Source organism: Acinetobacter sp. PFS20 (assembly GCF_052261015.1).
In the GTDB taxonomy this organism is placed as follows: domain Bacteria; phylum Pseudomonadota; class Gammaproteobacteria; order Pseudomonadales; family Moraxellaceae; genus Acinetobacter.
In genome coordinates this window covers 2,639,270-2,656,906 of the sequence record NZ_JBPVZE010000001.1, presented here as the reverse complement: position 1 = coordinate 2,656,906, position 17,637 = coordinate 2,639,270, and the positions used below count along the sequence as shown (strand labels likewise).

Genomic DNA, 17,637 nt, shown 5'->3' with positions numbered 1-17,637 from the left:
TTCACTTTCCTTTATCATCTTTTTTATTTGATCAAATGGAAAAATAAAGTCAAATACCTAGAGTTTTATAACTATTGAATATAAAGCGAATTTCATGCCATTTATTAATATCCATCTTAAAATATTTTAAAATATTAAAAATTCATATTTTTATTAGATACTTAAAAACATTTGAACTATATAAATAAAAGTAACTTTTTGCCAAATATTATATTCATATAAGTTAATCATCTCACACCTTAAATGCACAAATAAAATACATTAAAAATTAATTATGATCCACATTAGAACCAGCTTACTTTACACATAATTTTTAAATAATTTATTGATTAATAATTAAATTATAATCAAACCACATAACTATAGATATTATAACATTACCTATTCAAAAGCTCTAAAACGATACATTTTTATTTAATAAGCATGTGAAGAGTCTAGTAATGTATATTTTTTACACAAATAAATTTGAAACTTTTCGCCACCATCAAAAATTTTTCCAAATGGAAAATTTATTTTTATCTAAAAAAAGCTGAAGCATCCTACTCAACCATAATAAAATCAATATATATCAATATTTTGCATAAACTAAAAAAAGAAAAATATATAGTTGGCACTTGCTTTGCTTAAAAACTTTCCAGCAATATCGCTAACGACAACAAAAAGGGATCAAATCCACGATGAAAAAAAAATACAATGTTCGATCTCAGGTAACCCCCAAGATTGGCAAAACAATTCTTAAATTAAGCACCCTTAGTTTAAGCATGATGTGTCTTACCATGGCACAAGCAGCAGAAACAGAACAATCAAGCAATGATGATAAACCCGTCAAAGTTGTAAAAGTTGCTGTGACAGGCTCTTCAATCAAGGGAGTTGCAGCTCAAAGTGCTTCACCCATTACTATCGTAAAAGTGGAAGAAATTTTAAAACAAGGGGTAACTACCACTGAAGAAGCCTTAGCCAAAATTAGTGCAAACCAATCCAATTTTGTTACTGCCAGTAACGTGGGGGCAAGTAAAACAGCTGGTTCAGCGGCAAACTTGAGAGCCTTGGGTGCCAATAAAACACTTGTTTTACTTAATGGTCGTCGATTAGCTGCAAATGCATATGACAGTGGCGTCACAAACTTAAATATTATTCCGCTCGCAATGTTAGACCGTATTGAAGTTCTAAGAGATGGTGCCTCTTCCATTTATGGAACAGATGCAATTGGCGGGGTAATTAACTTCATTACCAAAAAGCAATTTACAGGACTTAATTTAACCGCAGGCTATCAAAAACCAGAAGAAAAAGGTGGTGAACAACAAGACTACAGTATCTTTGGTGGCTTCGGTGATTTAGATGAAAATGGCTATAACGTTTTTGGTGTGGTGGACTATCGCAAAGGCGATGATGTCATGGCCAAAGACCGCAAAGTTAGTCGGCGCGGTGGAATATTACCTGAGTTAGGTGTAAATAGAACCAGTAGTGGCTCATTTCCTGCTAATGTCCCAGGTTTAGGTAATCCCTATGCTTCCACAGGCTGTGGTAATAATCCTCTTAATAGTAACGATGATGGAACCTGTCGATATAACAGCCAAGCAGTGATTGGTATTGTGCCAAAAACAGAAGACATCTCAGCTATGGGCCGAGCTACTTTTAAACTGAACGATAACTTTAATGCGATTGCAGAATATTTATATGCAAGAAGTGAAGTCACTACTTCAGTTGCGCCCGATGTATTTTTTGATCTGACGCTTGACTCTAGTAGTAAATATTATCCAGGAAACGGCATAACTCCAGCTTTAGCAGGCGCTAAGGGAACTATTCCTCTATATCTGCGTTCACAATCTGGCAACCGTATAAGTAACAGTATTAACCAATCACATAGATTGTTTGCTGGTATTGAGGGTGAAACTCATGGTTGGGATATTAATTCAGGCGTTACCTATGCGCATAGTAGTGCATCGGATGCTATCGTAAGTGGCTATTTAAACTTTGATAAAACACAAGAAGCTTTAAACAATGGTATTTTAAACCCATTCGGACCACAAAACCCTGAAGATGCCAATGTATGGAATGAGTTAGGAGTTGAAGGCAAATATTTAAAAGCCAACTTAGATACAACTACGGTTGATTTCACTGCAAGCCGACCTATATTTAAATTACCCGCTGGAGACGTTGGTTTTGCAGTTGGAGCAAGCTATCGTTATGAAGATTGGACTTCAAAAGTCGTTACTGATGTTGCCCGAGTAGCGCCTAGTACAGGTGTCGATCCTGATGAACCAGTAAATACTGGCGATCGTAATATTAAATCGGTATTTACCGAATTTCATATCCCACTTCTTAAAACTTTAGAAGCTCAAATTGCCGCTCGTTATGATGACTACAACGATTTTGGTGATACTTTTAATCCAAAATTTGCACTTCGTTGGGAACCTATTAAACAATTAATGTTCCGTACAACTTATAGCACAGGCTTCAGAGCTCCAACACTTTGGGAAGTTAATGGTGCAAATTCAATAACTAATACAGGTGCAGCATATGACGATCCAGTACTTTGCCCAGGTGGAGTTGTACAACCAGGAGGGCAAAAAGAACGCGATTGTAATATGCAATTCGACAGACAAAATGGAGGTAATAAAACTCTAGATCCAGAAGAATCAAAGTCTTTTACAGCTGGCTTAGTGTTTGAACCAATTAAAAATTTAGCGTTTACTCTCGATTACTTCAATATTGAAGTCGACAAGCAAATTGCTACACTTTCGGAAACTGCTATTTTTAATGACCCTGTGAAATATGCAGACAAATTTGTACGTAATCCTGATGGCTCATTAGATTATATTATTACAACACAACAAAACTTAGGTGGAATTAAAACTTCAGGTTTCGACGTCGGCTTAAGTTGGGTTTCTCCAATGACTGCTACAGGTCGATTCGGTTTCAACATTGATGGTACATATATAACAGACTACAAATACCAAGCCGAGCCAGATGGAGAATGGATAGGTGTTGCTGGTTCATATAGCGGCTTAGACTATCAATCTATTATTCTGCGATGGAAACATACTGCAAACCTAAATTGGAATTATGAAAACTGGGCTTTAAACCTGCAACAAAACTTCTCTCGTGGGTACAAAGATCAAAACGCTAATGACCAAAACCATAGAGTCAGCGACTATACAACATATAACATTTCAGGCACTTATAAAGGCTTTAAAAATCTAGAAGTGACCGCTGGTATTAAAAATATTTTTGATGAAGACCCTCCTGCATCTAATGTAATTGATAACTTTCAAATGGGATATGACCCACGTTACGCAGATCCTTTAGGACGTACCTACTTTGTCCGAGGTACATATAAGTTCTAAATGGTTGTTCTGCAAATATAACTCTCAACAGTTAGTTTGCAGAACAAATACTCATTCTTAGCCAAACAGTCATTTAAAAAATTGTTTGTCTACAGTTTCAGGAGTAACTATGGGCATGACTTTTACAGACATAGAAAATAAATCTGCAAAGCGCCTTATTGGTATTGCCGCAGTACTTTTTCTGCATCTTATTGTTGCCTATATTCTGATGTCAGGTTTAGCAAACAATATTCAAAAACCAGCAGAAAAACCTGTGGAATTACAAATTATTCAAGATATTAAACCACCTCCTCCACCCAAACCGGAGGAGCCAAAACCTAAGGAAAAACCGCCTGAACCACCTAAAATGGTAGAAAAAGTTGCCAAAGCTCCTGAGCCGCCTAAACAAGTAGAGAAAGTAGCGACACCGGTACAAAAAACTACACCAGTAGCTCAACCAACTAAAGTTGCTACTCCAGCTCCTGCTGCACCTAGCACCCCATCACCAAGCCCTGTTGCAGCACCAGCTCCAGTGGCAGCTGCCCCAGCTCCAAAACCAGCTGGTGTAACACGCGGTATTTCAGAAGGTTCTGCTGGCTGTGAAAAACCGGAATATCCTCGTGAAGCAGAAATGAGTGGTGAGCAAGGTACGGTGCGTATTCGAGTTTTAGTTGATACCAATGGCAAGGTTATAGAAGCGAAGGTAAAGAAATCGAGCGGTAGTAGGATTCTTGATAAGGCGGCAACTAAAGCTTACAGCTTATGTACATTCAAACCAGCAATGAAAGATGGCGTGCCTCAGCAAGACTGGTATGAAATTGAATATCCATTCGTAATTGAATAAACAATTGAATTAGTAAGAAATTAAAAAATATTGGAGATAATATGATGAAAAAATCAACTCAACCGCTAGTACGTTTCGCTTCTGCAAGTTTAATCGCAGCTTGCTCATTACTTCCATTAAACTCGGTTTTTGCAGAAGAAACGAGTAATGCTCCTGTGGCAACAGCAACCGCTGAAGCTACTTCAAATGCAAATACTCCAACTCCACCACCGAAACCAGCAACAAGCGAAACTGTTAAAAACCCTTATGGTCTAGAAGCGCTTTGGCGTGAAGGAGACTTAGTCGCTAAATCTACCCTATTTATATTAGTACTGATGTCTATTGGCACGTGGTACATCATTATTTCAAAATTCTTACAACAAGCTAAAGTAAAACGACAAGGCAAAGAGGCAGAGAAAAGTTTTTGGGAAGCAACTTCACTAGATAATGCAGCTGATAATTTAGAACAAAGTAGCGCATATCGCTTTATTGCAGAAAAAGGCATTAACTCAACTAAATCGCACGGCGGCTCTTTACTTGAGCGAATCGATTTTAATACATGGGTGAGCATATCAATTCAACGTGCAATTGAAAAAATACAAAATCACTTAGGTGGTGGTTTAGCTTTCTTGGCAACCGTTGGTTCTACTGCGCCATTTGTCGGTCTTTTTGGTACGGTTTGGGGAATTTATCACGCATTAACTGCCATCGGAATTTCAGGTCAAGCATCTATTGATAAAGTTGCTGGTCCTGTCGGTGAAGCTTTAATTATGACAGCTATTGGTCTTGCAGTCGCAGTACCCGCTGTACTTGGTTACAACTGGCTAACTCGCCGTAATAAAGCAGTAATGGAAAACGTCCGTTCGTTTGGTTCAGATTTACACGCAGTTTTATTAAGCGGAGAAATTAGTACCAATAATTCGGTTAACCGCAGCATTAAATAACGAGGAGCAAACGTTATGGGTATGAGTGTTGGTTCTGAAGATGACGATGAAATGATTGGCGCAATTAATACGACGCCTCTAGTTGATGTCATGTTGGTTTTACTTATTATTTTCTTAATTACGATTCCGGTAGTTACACATACGGTTCCAGTGAAACTACCAGAAGAAAAAAATACACCATATGCCACCACACCTGAAAATATTCAACTTTCTGTGAACAAGAAAGGAGATATTTTCTGGAATGAAAGCTATGTGCCTAATAAAGAAATATTGCTATCAAAGCTTCAAGCAGTTGCACAAAAAAGGCCTCAGCCAGAAGTTCATATTCGTGGAGATCAGCTTACTCATTTTGAGGCGATAGATCAGGTCATTAGCACGACCAAACAAGCTGGTATTGGCAAAATTGCATTTGTTACTACCCCACCAGCCTCCCAGTAATTATTTTAAGGAGAATTTTATGGGTATGAATGTCGGTTCAAATAATGATGACGATGTGATGTTAGAGGTCAACATGACACCTCTTATTGATGTCATGTTGGTACTTATTATTATGTTCATTATTACCATCCCTGCACCAAACAACGCGATTAATATTAATTTGCCAAACGGCACACCGCCTCCAACAAATGAAAAGCCACCTGAAGTGATTGATGTAAGAATTGACGCAGCAGGTAAAGTGTTTTGGAATAACCAGCAGGTTTCAGACCGCACCGCACTTGAGACATTATTCCAAGGTGTGGTTGCTAAAAAAGATCAAGACCAGATCAAACTTAAACCAGATCAAATGGCTGAATATAAAAATGTAGCTATGGTCATGGCTACAGCACAGCGTTTAGGTGTCACCAAAATTGGAATTGTGAGTAATAGTTAAGTCATACATTTAATTTATTCTTTCAAATAAAAAAGCCTCCGAAGAGGCTTTTTTTATGACAGGTTAAAATTAGTCACCTGTATAACCTTTTAACTTTAAACGAGCAGCATGAAGTAACGGCTCAGTATAACCTGAAGGCTGTTCACAACCTTTAAAGATGAGGTCAGAAGCTGCTTGGAAAGCAATATTAGTTTCAAAGTTAGCAGCCATTGGTTTATACAATGGGTCATTTGCATTTTGCTCATCAACAATTTTTGCCATGCGTTTAAGCACTTCTTCAACTTGTTCACGAGTCACAATACCGTGACGTAACCAGTTTGCAACGTGTTGAGAAGAAATACGTAATGTTGCACGGTCTTCCATTAAGCCCACGTTGTTAATATCAGGAACTTTCGAACAACCCACGCCTAAGTCGACCCAACGAACAACGTAACCTAAAATACCTTGGCAGTTATTTTCAAGCTCATTGTTAATCTCTTCTGCTGACCAGTTTGTTTCTGGTGCAAACGGAGGAGTCAACAAGTCATCTAATGACAACATTTCTTCAGCTTTCAACTGATCTTGACGTGCTTTAACATTCACTTGATGGTAATGCATCGCATGAAGTACTGCACCTGCTGGAGATGGAACCCAAGCACATGAAGCACCCGCATTTGGATGTGCAGCTTTAGTTGCCAACATATCTTTCATGCTATCTGGTTTTGGCCACATGCCTTTACCAATCTGTGCTTTACCTTGTAAACCAGTCTTCAAACCAATTGCAACGTTACGGTTTTCGTAAGCAGCAATCCATTTTTGTGTTTTTACAGCTTCTTTACGAACAACTGGGGCAGCTTCCATTGAAGTATGAATTTCATCACCAGTACGGTCCATGAAACCAGTATTAATAAAGATTGTGCGGTCTTTTGCAGCAGCAATACAGTTTTTCAAGTTTACAGATGTACGGCGCTCTTCATCCATAATACCGATTTTTAACGATTTAGGTGGTAAGCCAATCGCTTGTTCAGCACGTTCAAATAACTCTACAGCAAACGCAACTTCTTCTGGACCATGCATTTTTGGTTTAACAATATACATAGAACCTTTACGAGAGTTCTTGTTTTCGTTTTCACTACGAATGTCTGCAACTGACAACAATGGTGTTACCAATGCATCCATAATACCTTCAAAAATCTCTTCACCATCTACCAAAATAGCTGGGTTAGTCATCAAGTGACCTACGTTACGAAGTAACATAAGTGAACGACCATGAAGTTTTGTAGTGCCACCAATTAAGTTTTTAATTTCGCGATCTTTATTTAAATCACGAACAATCGTTTTACCATTTTTCTCGATAGATTCTTGAAGCGTACCTTTCATTAAACCTAACCAGTTACGGTAACCTTCAACTTTTTCTTCAGCATCTACTGCCGCAACAGAATCTTCTAAATCCTGAATAGTAGTTACAGCTGCTTCGAATGTTAAATCTTTAACACCCGCTAAATCAGTTTGACCAATTGGGCTAGATGCATCAATTTCGATAATGACATGAAGACCATTACTTAAAAGAACAACTTCTGTAGGGTTCGCTTCTTCACCGTTGAAACCAACGAACTGAGCTTCATGAGCTAAACCTGTTTTTGACCCATCTTTCAAAGTCACAACAAGTTTATTTTGCTCAATCGCATATTTTGTCGCATCTGCATGTGAGCCTTGTGCAAGTGGGAAAACTTCATTTAAGAAGTTTTTAGCGAACTCAATCACTTTTGCACCACGTACAGGGTTATATCCTTTACCTTTTTCAGCTCCACCTTCTTCAGAAATTACATCGAAGCCGTAAAGTGCATCATATAAAGAACCCCAACGCGCATTTGCTGCGTTTAAGCTATAACGTGCATTACGTACAGGTACAACTAACTGCGGCCCTGCCAATAATGCAATTTCTTCATCAACGTTTTCAGTTGTAATTTGAAAGTCTTCAACTTCTGGCAATAAATAACCAATTTCTGTTAAGAACGCCTTATAAGCACCTAATTCAAATTTATTGTTGCGGTGCCATTCATCAATTTTTGCTTGTAATTCATCACGCTTAGCCAATAATGCTTTATTTTTTGGGCTAAGATCGACAACAACTTGCTCAAAGTTCTTCCAGTAAGTTTCACTATCTAAACCAGAACCTGGTAAAGCTTCATTTTCGATAAAATCGTAAAGTTCTTTAGCAATCGCTAACTTGCCTTTTTGAATACGTGCAGTCATTGTCTTTCCTGAAGTTGCTACTTTTTATACCAAGAGAATCCTAGTATACCGATTTAAATTAAGCTGAATACTAATATCACATTCCTAAATAGTGAGCATTTTCCCTTGTAAGAATATTGACAAAGATAAATTTCTCTATATAGGAAATATTAAAATTCTAACTAGGATTCCCAACAATTTATTCAATATTTAAAGATACTGAAACTAGACTTTTTGTTAACAAACAAAAAATTTCACCATCTTATTTTTCTAAAGCGTATTTAGTTATATCAAACTTTGCAGCATGAAAAAGCATTATTTAACTAAATTTATCTATTTTTGTTGTAAAAAAAGCGCCCTATATAGAGCGCTTTTCATATCTATTTTTTATGCGTTTTTAGCTTCATCAATATGGCGATGTTCTGAATGCAAATATTCATCCGATTGCATTTCCAATAAACGCGAACGTGTACGTTCAATTTCAAAGGCTAATTTTTCACCTTGATAAATATCAATAATACTATCTTGCGAAGTTAAAAGTAATTTTACTCCACGATCATAAAACTCATCGACTAAGTAAATAAAACGACGTGTACCTTCAGACAAGAAATCTGTTAAATGCGGAACATTACTTACCAGAACCGTATTATAGATATTTGCAATTTCGATAAAATCTGCTGGGCTGCGTGGTTTAAAGCACAGTTCAGAAAACTCACACCACAACACATCTTCTGTATGCCCCAGAGTCTCGACCACACGATTATTAATCACAATCGGCTCTTGAGAATGAGCTTGTGTGTGAGTTAAAGCGCTAAAACGTTCCGCCATCCAGCTTTGGACTTCATTACTTAATGGTGATTTGAATAATTGAGCTTGTTTTAAAACACGTAAACGATAATCCACACCTGCATCTACGTTTAAAATAGCACAGTTCTTTTTAACCATTTCAATTGTTGGCAAGAAACGGTCACGATGAATACCGTTTTTATATAAACCGTCTGGTGCAATGTTTGATGTTGCAATCAATGTCACACCACGAACAAACAATTTTTGGAATAAATCACTCAAGATCATTGCATCAGTTACGTTTGATACAAAGAACTCATCAAAACAAATAACGACTGCATCTTTATAAATTTGGTCAGCCACAATTTCAAGTGGATTACGTTGACCAGAAAGCTTGTTTAATTCTTTATGAACATGTTGCATGAAATGATGAAAATGCATACGCGTTTTACGACGAAATGGCACTGACTCATAAAATTGATCCATAAGCCAAGTTTTTCCACGGCCTACTCCACCCCACATATAGACACCTTTAGGTGAGGTTTGGCGGCGAAAACGACGGAAAGCTTTTTTAGAGGCTTTATAACGGTTTAAAAGTTCTTTCCATACACGGTCTAATTCTTGCACTGCCTGTGCTTGCGCTTCATCTGCCATAAACTGGCCTGAAGCTAAAGCCTCAGCATAGCGTTCTGCTGGGGAAGAAGGTGAGAATGCAGTACTATGAGAAGATTTTAAATTTAACATATCGTTTTATTTCAATTTTAACTGATAGGAGTATAGCGAACATTTTGTTCAACCACATTAGCTTTTAGCATCAAGAATTACGACGATGACTCTTTGCCATATTGTCGAGGACTCTGCCCAAACCATCGTTTAAATGCATGATTAAATGCCGCTGGTTCAGAATAACCGAGTAAGTCGGCAATAACTTCTATTGAGTATTCTCTATATTCCATAAGCTTTAATGCCTTATTCTTGATAATTTGTTCACGAATTTGCTTATAACTCGTATTTAACTGTTGCAATTGATGCCTTAATGTCCTTTCAGGCATTTTCAATGCAAAAGCTGTTTCCGCCATGCTCGGGATAATTCCTTGTTGTAACTCAAGATAATCTTGCACACATTGTATGATATGTGGAGTTTGGTGATCTTGTTGATTTAATCTTGTTATTTCTGTAATACATTTTGATTCATAAATCCGATGTGTAATGATGTCCGCAGAAGGGATTTTGATTTCAAGCACATCCTTGCTTAGGCTAAATGCTGCATATTTACCATTAAAGTGCACATCATCGCCATAGTATGCAAAATAGCGAGATAAGGTCTCTGAATCCGTTGGTTTTTCAAATGGAAGTTCTATACGCATAGCGGGCATTTCTAATCCCATCATCATATAAATATCTTGAATAAATTTATAAGTTCCTGAAACTTCACATTGTGCCCGCAACTGTCCCACTTGAGTTTTCAAATCAACAGGCAAATAATTTAAGTTGGTACGCTCATCCGTTTCATAAAGCCCTAAAGCACCGAATAAATGTGTAAGTCTTTGATATTTTATCCCTTTACTTAATGCAGTTTGAACATCATTACTTGTTACAAGCAACATAAGTAGTGGTCCGTAACCGGCCAAAGCATAATGCTGTCCAATGAATAGACCCTTTTCAGGCTCAACATTTTCGCTAATAATTTGTTGTATATCCCATTCTAAGCGATCATGAATTGTGGAGCTCGGATCTAAAGCATCAACCTTAATTCCTATACCAGCCAAACGTGAGTCGACATCAATGCCCGCATTGCGCATTCCTTGAATTAAATACATTAAACCAAGTATCGACCGTTTCATTCTTCTATCAATTTCCCTAGACTCAAATGTTTTACTATAAAGAAGAAAGAAAATTAATTGCCGAATCTATCAATTTTCACGTCGATACAATCATGTTTAAACTGATCAAAAAACGTTAGTCTTGCCTGCAATCCTCTTTTCAGCTTATGCAGGGTTTCCAATGCTAAACACAAAGCAAGATGCTATTCAAAAAACTAAAATCGCTATTATTGGTGCTGGATTTGGTGGCCTAGCAATGGCTATCCGTTTACTGCAAAATCAACAGCAAGACTTTGTTATTTTAGAAAAATCAGACGATGTCGGCGGAACTTGGCGAGAAAATCGCTATCCAGGTGCGGCATGTGATGTTCAATCTCATATGTATTCTCTCTCTTTTGCACCCAAAACTGACTGGTCAAAACGCTATGCTGAAGCACCAGAGATTTTTCAATATATTCAAGATATTACAAAAAAATATAAGATTAAAAATTATTGTAAATTCAACCATGATGTAACTCATGTCCAATATGATGAAATGTGTCATGTGTGGACTTTAGATTTTAAAAATCAACCTTCGATTGAAGCTCAATTTGTTGTTTTTGCATCAGGCCCGTTGCATATCCCACAAATCCCTCATATTCAAGGCATCGAAAAATTCAAAGGAAAAGTTTTTCACTCTTCACAGTGGGAGCATGACTATAACCTAAACGGTAAATCAGTCGCTTCTATCGGTACAGGTGGTAGTGCAATCCAATATATTCCAGAAATAGTTGGAGATGTTAAACAGCTCTATGTATTCCAAAGAACGGCAGCTTGGGTAATACCACGTGATGAACGCAAATACTCTCGTTTGAGTAAAGTATTATTCAAATCTTCTAATCTTTATCGCCAAATTCATCGTAGTCGTCTTTATTGGAGTAATGAGTCGCGCGTTGTACCCATCGTTCAACCCCAAATTATGAAATATGGTCAAAAGTTGGCAGAAGCTTTCATTCGCTTCCAAGTGAAAGACAAAGAAGTAGCCAAGGAACTCACACCTGACTTTGTGATGGGATGTAAACGTATTCTTATTTCAAATAAATACTTCCCTACATTTAACCGTAAAAATGTTGAACTAGTAACAAATGGTATTCAAGAAATTAAAGAAAACAGCATTATCACTAAAGATGGTAAAGAACGATCTATTGATTGTTTAATTTACGGTACTGGTTTTATTACTGATCCACGTATTTACTTGAAACATTTCACTTGTATTGGACGCAATCAAGTTGAATTAAAACAGGCTTGGAAAGATGGTGCTGAAAGCTATTACGGCATTATGACTAAAAACTTTCCTAATCTATTTCAATTAGTCGGACCTAATACAGTACTAGGTCATAATTCGATTATTTTTATGATTGAATCTCAAGTAAATTACATTTTACAACTCATCCAACTTGTAGAAAAATCTGGACAAAAAGCAGTTGAGATTAAACCAGAAGTTCAAGATGCTTTTAATGAACGGGTTCAAACCCAGCTTCAAGGAACTGTGTGGCAAGCAGGAGGTTGTAGTAGCTGGTATCAATCTGCTGATGGAAAAAACTTTTCACTATGGCCCACCTATACATGGAAGTACTGGTTAGAAACACGCAAAGTTAATCCTAAAGATTACTTACTTCTAAATAAAAGCTCACAGAGCTATGCAGCTTAAGATGTTCAAGACATAATAGGTGGGTTAAAAACAATCCACCTTTTATATGCAATCTTTTTATCTCATTATTCAAATTTTTTTAGCACTTGCTTCAGGCTATTTTCTAGCACCCAAACTATCTTTAAATATCCAAAAGTTTATTTTTAAAATACTGCCCTATTTTTCTTATATTCTCTTAGCAAGTGTAGCTTTAGAATTAACGCTAGCACTTGATCAAATTGAGAACCCTTCTGCCATACTTCCACCGGCTATTATTATCGCTATTACAACATCTTTTGGTTCTTTCTTTATCTGTTTATTGGCTTATACAATTTTTGATAAACAAAGTGTCAAAGGCAAAATCTCACTTCAACTTTTTGTAAATGCTTTAAAAAATATTGCAAAGGCCTTTCTTGCTTTAGGCGTGGGTGTTCTATTAGGAGCTATCGCCACTCAATTCAATTCACATATGGCCTTTAATAGTTGGTATTTATTATTACTGTTTATTTTCTTAATTGGTATTGAACTTGCCTTCACTCATTTTAATCGTACGTGGTTAAGCTGGAAGATTTTAATTGTACCTTTGGCTGCATTTATCGGTTCATGTATAGCGGGTTTCTTTAACTACTTTTTGCTTAGCAAGCATTTTGCACTGAATGAGACGTTAGCATTAGCACAAGGTTATGGCTGGTACTCAATGTCAGGGATCTTGTTTACGCAATTACATTCGGCAGAACTAGGTGGTATTGCATTATTAACTGACTTATTTAGAGAAATTGTTGCTATATTTTTAATGTATACAATGGGATGGCGTTTTCCACGCCCTGCTATCTCAAGTGCTGGCGCAACGTCAATGGATGTTACCTTGGCCATGGTAAAACAGTCATGTGGTACACATTATGTACCACATGCCATGATGAGCGGCTTATTATTAAGCCTACTCGCCCCGCTATTAATTAGCTTATTCCTAAATTTTTAAGCAATTGAAGCAAGAATAGACTTCAACATTTCTGTTGGATTTTCTGCTTTAGTAATCGGTCGACCAATGACTAAGTGTGTAGAACCATCAAGTATAGCTTGCTTCGGAGTCACAATACGTTTTTGGTCGTCCGCATTTGAACCTTCTGGACGAATACCAGGTGTTACCAAAGAGAAGTCTCCAATTAAGTCGCGAAGAATTTTCGCTTCTTGCGCCGAACAAACCACACCATCTAATCCACTTTCTTTAGTGAGTTTAGCTAAGCGTTTTACATGTTCTACTGGCTCAACATCTAGACCAATATCTTTTAAATCTTCACGTCCCATTGAAGTTAACACAGTAACCGCAATTAATTGAGTTTGATAGTTACCTGCTTTTAAGCGTTCTACACAAGTTTCCATCATTTTACGGCCACCTGAAGCATGGACGTTGACCATCCACACGCCTAAGTCAGCTGCTGCACAAACAGCCTGAGCGGTAGTATTTGGAATATCATGAAATTTAAGATCAAGAAAAACTTCAAAGTTTTGTTCTTGAAGTTTTTTTACAACAGATGGGCCTTCATGAGTAAAAAGCTCTTTACCCACTTTTACACGACATAAAGCAGGATCAAGTTGTTCAACAATTTTTAAAGCGTCATATTGGCTTTTTGCATCTAACGCAACAATGATACTCAAGAGACTTTCTTCCATCATATAAAATCAGCATCATTATAATAGACAAGTTATCAAGTAATAAAGAAATGTATAAGGAAGGCTTTCAAATTTAGAGACAATAATCTTATGGGGACTTATTTTTAGAATAAATACAAAGAAAAACAGGCTAATAAATTAAGGAATTTACTACTCTTTACTCGTAAATAAAGAGTAGTGTTCAAATTATAACGGAGTAGAGTTTTTATCTTGGGGATAAACATCTAAAACGGTTTTTTCATGTCTTACATTTGCAGCGGCTTCTGCTGCTGCCAATTGAGCACTTTGAATCTGTTCTTTTCTCAAATGGTCAATATCTTTACGAAGACGTTTAATTTCCCAGCCTTTTTGAAATACTCTGAAAACTTGCACACCTAACAAAAGACCAACCACTGTTCCAAGCACCAATGTGAGTAGCAATAATAAGCCTAAACGCATAGCTGGAACTTGGGTAAATAACAAATCAACAGACAGCTCTGTTGGATTTTGCAATACAAGTGCTAAAGAATAACCAAATACAACAATAAGCAATGCAATTAAAATATAACGCATAGGCACCCCGCTTATAAATTTTTATTTATTTCCCGGATTCGTTGACTGCATCACGCAGTGCTTTACCAGGTTTGAAATGTGGAACAGCTTTAGCTGCCACTTCTACTGATCTTCCAGTTTTAGGATTACGACCAACTCTTGGATCACGGTGGTGTAAAGCAAAGCTACCGAAACCACGGATTTCAATTCGATTATCAGTTGATAGGGCCTCTATCATTTGATCAATCATAATTTTAACCGCCTCTTCCACCAAAGGTTCAGCTAAGTGTGGGTTTTTCAGCGCAATGCGTTCAATCAAATCAGACTTATTAAGAGCTTCAGTAGTCATCTACGACCTCGTTATTTATTGCTACTCTATGTCGTCTGATAATAACCTGTTTAAATACAAAACGGTAGCGCAGTATGTTGAATACTAGGCTACCGTTTACAGTAATTTGTATAAAAAGTACAATTCCGTTACATGAAACTGTACTTTGTTAACCTATTACTTCATTTGAGCTTTAATCAAATCACCAATAGTCTTAGGACCATTTTCTTGATTTGTTGTTGCTGTACGCAAGCTAGCAACTGCTTCTTTCTCTTCAGCTTCGTCTTTTGCTTTAACAGACAAGTTGATAGAGCGAGATTTACGATCAACGTTGATGATTTTCGCTTCAACTTCTTGACCAACTTCTAAGAATTTAGTTGCATCTTCAACGCGGTCACGGTTGATTTCAGAAGCTTTAAGAGTAGCTTCTACTTCGTCAGCCAACTTAACAGTTGCGCCACGAGCATCAACTGCAGTTACAGTACCTTTAACTAAAGCACCGCGTTCGTTAGCAGCTAAGAAATCATTGAACGGATCGCTGTTCAATTGCTTGATACCAAGGCTGATACGGTTACCTTCAGCGTCTACAGACAAGATAACAGCTTCAACAGTGTCACCTTTCTTGTAACGACGAATAGCTTCTTCACCTTGCTCGTTCCAAGAAATATCAGACAAGTGTACTAAACCGTCGATACCGCCATTCAAGCCGATGAAGATACCAAAGTCAGTGATAGACTTGATAGTACCAGATACTTTTTCGCCTTTCTCATGAGCTTTAGCAAACTCTTCCCATGGGTTAGCACGAGTTTGTTTGATACCAAGGCTGATACGACGACGTTCTTCGTCAACTTCAAGAACCATAACATCAACTTCATCACCAATCTGAACAACTTTAGATGGGTGGATGTTTTTGTTAGTGTGGTCCATTTCAGAAACGTGAACTAAACCTTCAACGCCTTCAGCGATTTCAGCGAAACAACCGTAGTCAGTTAAGTTAGTTACACGAGCTTTAACGATAGAACCTTTAGGGTAACGGCTCATGATCGCTAACCATGGATCTTCGCCTAATTGCTTAAGGCCTAAAGATACGCGGTTACGCTCACGGTCAAATTTAAGTACTTTAACAGTAACTTCTTGACCAACTTCAACAACTTCTGAAGGGTGCTTGATACGTTTCCAAGCCATATCTGTGATATGGAGAAGACCATCAATACCACCAAGATCAACGAATGCGCCGTAATCAGTAAGGTTTTTGATTGTACCTGTAACTGTTTGACCTTCTTCAAGTTGAGCAAGTAATGCTTCACGGTCAGCAGAAGATTCAGCTTCCATAACAGCACGACGAGATACAACAACGTTATTACGTTTAGCATCAAGTTTGATTACTTTAAACTCTAACTCTTTACCTTCAAGGTGAGTAGTGTCACGGATAGGACGAGTGTCAACTAATGAACCTGGTAAGAATGCACGAACAGGACCGATGTCAACAGTGAAACCGCCTTTAACTTTACCAGAGATAACACCAGTAACGATTTCGCCATCTTCAAAGATTTTTTCAAGTTTAGTCCAAGTTTCAGCACGCTTAGCTTTTTCACGTGATAAAACTGTTTGACCCATACCATTGTCAAGAGCTTCAACAACTACGTCAACAGTATCACCAACCTGAACTTCAAGTTCACGTTGTTCATTTAAAAATTCAGCACGGTCAACAATGCCTTCAGACTTTAGGCCAGTGTCAACAGTTACCCAGTCGCTATCGATGTTTACAACAACACCTTGGATGACTGCACCCTTTTCAACGTTGAGGTTTAATTCACTTTCTTCAAAGAGGGCTGCAAAAGATTCGGTCATGATATACCTGATAAATTCAGCGGTCTTGGATCAGACAAGGCCGGTTTAGTTAAGTATCAACATAGTCTTTATAGACTGATCAAGCTATGCGTCAACTGATAATTCTATTTGCTAAATGGTACGGCTATCGACATAATCAACCATCAACTTAAATACCTGATCGATCGTTAATTCCGAACTATCAATGATATAAGCGTCTTTGGCTGGCTTGAGCGGAGCAACTTCTCGCTCCATATCTCTTTTGTCACGCGCCTGTATATTAGCTAAAATGTCGTTTATTTTAGCATCTAGGCCCATGCCCTGCAACTGTTTTACTCTTCGCTCAGCACGCGACTCAGCCGAAGCAGTCAGATAAATTTTTGCATTTGCTTCTGGAAAAATAGCTGTAGCCATATCACGACCATCTGCAACTAAGCCAGGTTTTTGTGCAAAAGCTCTTTGTCTCTCAAATAATGCCTGTCTAAGTTCAGGAATTGCCGCAACTTTCGATGCATATTCACCCACACGTTCTGTACGAATTGTTTGAGATACATCTTCGCCATCTAGAAAAACTAGAATACCTGCTGCGGAAGTTTCAAATTTAATATCTAATTGACGTGCATATTGAATACATTCATCGAGTTGACTGTCTAATTTATCTAATAAATCGTGCTTATGTAATGACAACCCCAATAAACGATATAAGGCACCAGAATCGAGTAAGTGATATTGATAATATGCTGCAAGTTTTGCTGCCAATGTTCCTTTACCCGAACCACTCGGACCATCAATAGTAATAATTTGAACTGTCATTGAACTCT

The 17,637-nt window shown here is 37.5% G+C and carries 15 protein-coding genes and 1 pseudogene; 8 read left to right on the top strand and 8 right to left on the bottom strand.

The window, feature by feature from the left end; genetic code table 11:
* Positions 1 to 61 precede the first annotated feature (61 nt).
* The 6 genes and pseudogenes from ACS125_RS12560 to ACS125_RS12535 all read left to right on the top strand — a co-directional run.
* A pseudogene (locus ACS125_RS12560) lies at positions 62 to 130 on the top strand (hypothetical protein); the annotation flags it as partial.
* A gap of 547 nt (positions 131 to 677) precedes the next feature.
* The gene (locus ACS125_RS12555) at positions 678 to 3,347 is read left to right on the top strand and encodes a TonB-dependent receptor (RefSeq protein WP_443272438.1); all 2,670 of its coding nucleotides are present in this window, start codon (positions 678 to 680) and stop codon (positions 3,345 to 3,347) included.
* 109 nt (positions 3,348 to 3,456) lie between these two features.
* Positions 3,457 to 4,170 (top strand): energy transducer TonB, encoded by a 714-nt coding sequence (locus ACS125_RS12550; protein ID WP_443272436.1) that lies wholly within the window; start codon positions 3,457 to 3,459, stop codon positions 4,168 to 4,170.
* Positions 4,171 to 4,211: 41 nt separating this feature from the next.
* Positions 4,212 to 5,093: a MotA/TolQ/ExbB proton channel family protein gene (locus tag ACS125_RS12545; protein WP_004792695.1), complete on the top strand. Its 882-nt coding sequence runs from the start codon at positions 4,212 to 4,214 to the stop codon at positions 5,091 to 5,093.
* Positions 5,094 to 5,108: 15 nt separating this feature from the next.
* Complete coding sequence (locus ACS125_RS12540) at positions 5,109 to 5,531, top strand: ExbD/TolR family protein (protein ID WP_004792697.1); 423 nt, start codon at positions 5,109 to 5,111, stop codon at positions 5,529 to 5,531.
* A 19-nt stretch (positions 5,532 to 5,550) separates the two neighbouring features.
* Entirely contained in the window at positions 5,551 to 5,964 is a 414-nt protein-coding gene (locus ACS125_RS12535; RefSeq protein ID WP_312821825.1) for a biopolymer transporter ExbD, read from the top strand.
* Positions 5,965 to 6,033: 69 nt separating this feature from the next.
* On the opposite strand, the gene ACS125_RS12530 is transcribed toward ACS125_RS12535, so the two are convergent.
* The 3 genes from ACS125_RS12530 to ACS125_RS12520 all read right to left on the bottom strand — a co-directional run bounded on the left by ACS125_RS12530 (position 6,034) and on the right by ACS125_RS12520 (position 10,808).
* Entirely contained in the window at positions 6,034 to 8,199 is a 2,166-nt protein-coding gene (locus tag ACS125_RS12530) for a malate synthase G (RefSeq protein WP_111853776.1), read from the bottom strand.
* Between the two features lie 366 nt (positions 8,200 to 8,565).
* Complete coding sequence (zapE, locus tag ACS125_RS12525; protein ID WP_443272433.1) at positions 8,566 to 9,708, bottom strand: cell division protein ZapE; 1,143 nt, start codon at positions 9,706 to 9,708, stop codon at positions 8,566 to 8,568.
* A gap of 77 nt (positions 9,709 to 9,785) precedes the next feature.
* A complete protein-coding gene (locus tag ACS125_RS12520; RefSeq protein ID WP_312821823.1) occupies positions 9,786 to 10,808 on the bottom strand; it encodes an AraC family transcriptional regulator in 1,023 nt (340 codons plus the stop codon).
* Between the two features lie 121 nt (positions 10,809 to 10,929).
* Here ACS125_RS12520 and ACS125_RS12515 point away from each other — a divergent pair, with 121 nt between their 5' ends.
* Entirely contained in the window at positions 10,930 to 12,477 is a 1,548-nt protein-coding gene (locus tag ACS125_RS12515) for a flavin-containing monooxygenase (protein WP_443272430.1), read from the top strand.
* A gap of 46 nt (positions 12,478 to 12,523) precedes the next feature.
* Positions 12,524 to 13,435 carry a lysine exporter LysO family protein gene (locus ACS125_RS12510; RefSeq protein WP_174732208.1) on the top strand — a complete coding sequence of 304 codons (912 nt, stop codon included), beginning with the start codon at positions 12,524 to 12,526 and terminating at the stop codon, positions 13,433 to 13,435.
* Here ACS125_RS12510 and pyrF read toward each other — a convergent pair.
* The 5 genes from pyrF to cmk form a co-directional block, all read right to left on the bottom strand.
* Positions 13,432 to 14,127 carry an orotidine-5'-phosphate decarboxylase gene (gene pyrF, locus ACS125_RS12505; RefSeq protein ID WP_443273970.1) on the bottom strand — a complete coding sequence of 232 codons (696 nt, stop codon included), beginning with the start codon at positions 14,125 to 14,127 and terminating at the stop codon, positions 13,432 to 13,434. The two genes, ACS125_RS12510 and pyrF, sit on opposite strands and share 4 nt — an antisense overlap.
* A gap of 186 nt (positions 14,128 to 14,313) precedes the next feature.
* On the bottom strand, positions 14,314 to 14,679 hold the full coding sequence (locus ACS125_RS12500) for a lipopolysaccharide assembly protein LapA domain-containing protein (RefSeq protein WP_004792713.1): 366 nt from the start codon (positions 14,677 to 14,679) through the stop codon (positions 14,314 to 14,316).
* A 25-nt stretch (positions 14,680 to 14,704) separates the two neighbouring features.
* Positions 14,705 to 15,007, bottom strand: coding sequence for an integration host factor subunit beta (locus tag ACS125_RS12495; RefSeq protein WP_003651488.1), 303 nt, complete (start codon positions 15,005 to 15,007; stop codon positions 14,705 to 14,707).
* A 156-nt stretch (positions 15,008 to 15,163) separates the two neighbouring features.
* Positions 15,164 to 16,837, bottom strand: a complete 1,674-nt coding sequence (gene rpsA / locus ACS125_RS12490) for a 30S ribosomal protein S1 (protein WP_004792715.1) — start codon at positions 16,835 to 16,837, stop codon at positions 15,164 to 15,166.
* 111 nt (positions 16,838 to 16,948) lie between these two features.
* Positions 16,949 to 17,629 (bottom strand): (d)CMP kinase, encoded by a 681-nt coding sequence (cmk, locus tag ACS125_RS12485; protein ID WP_049836527.1) that lies wholly within the window; start codon positions 17,627 to 17,629, stop codon positions 16,949 to 16,951.
* Positions 17,630 to 17,637: the final 8 nt, after the last annotated feature.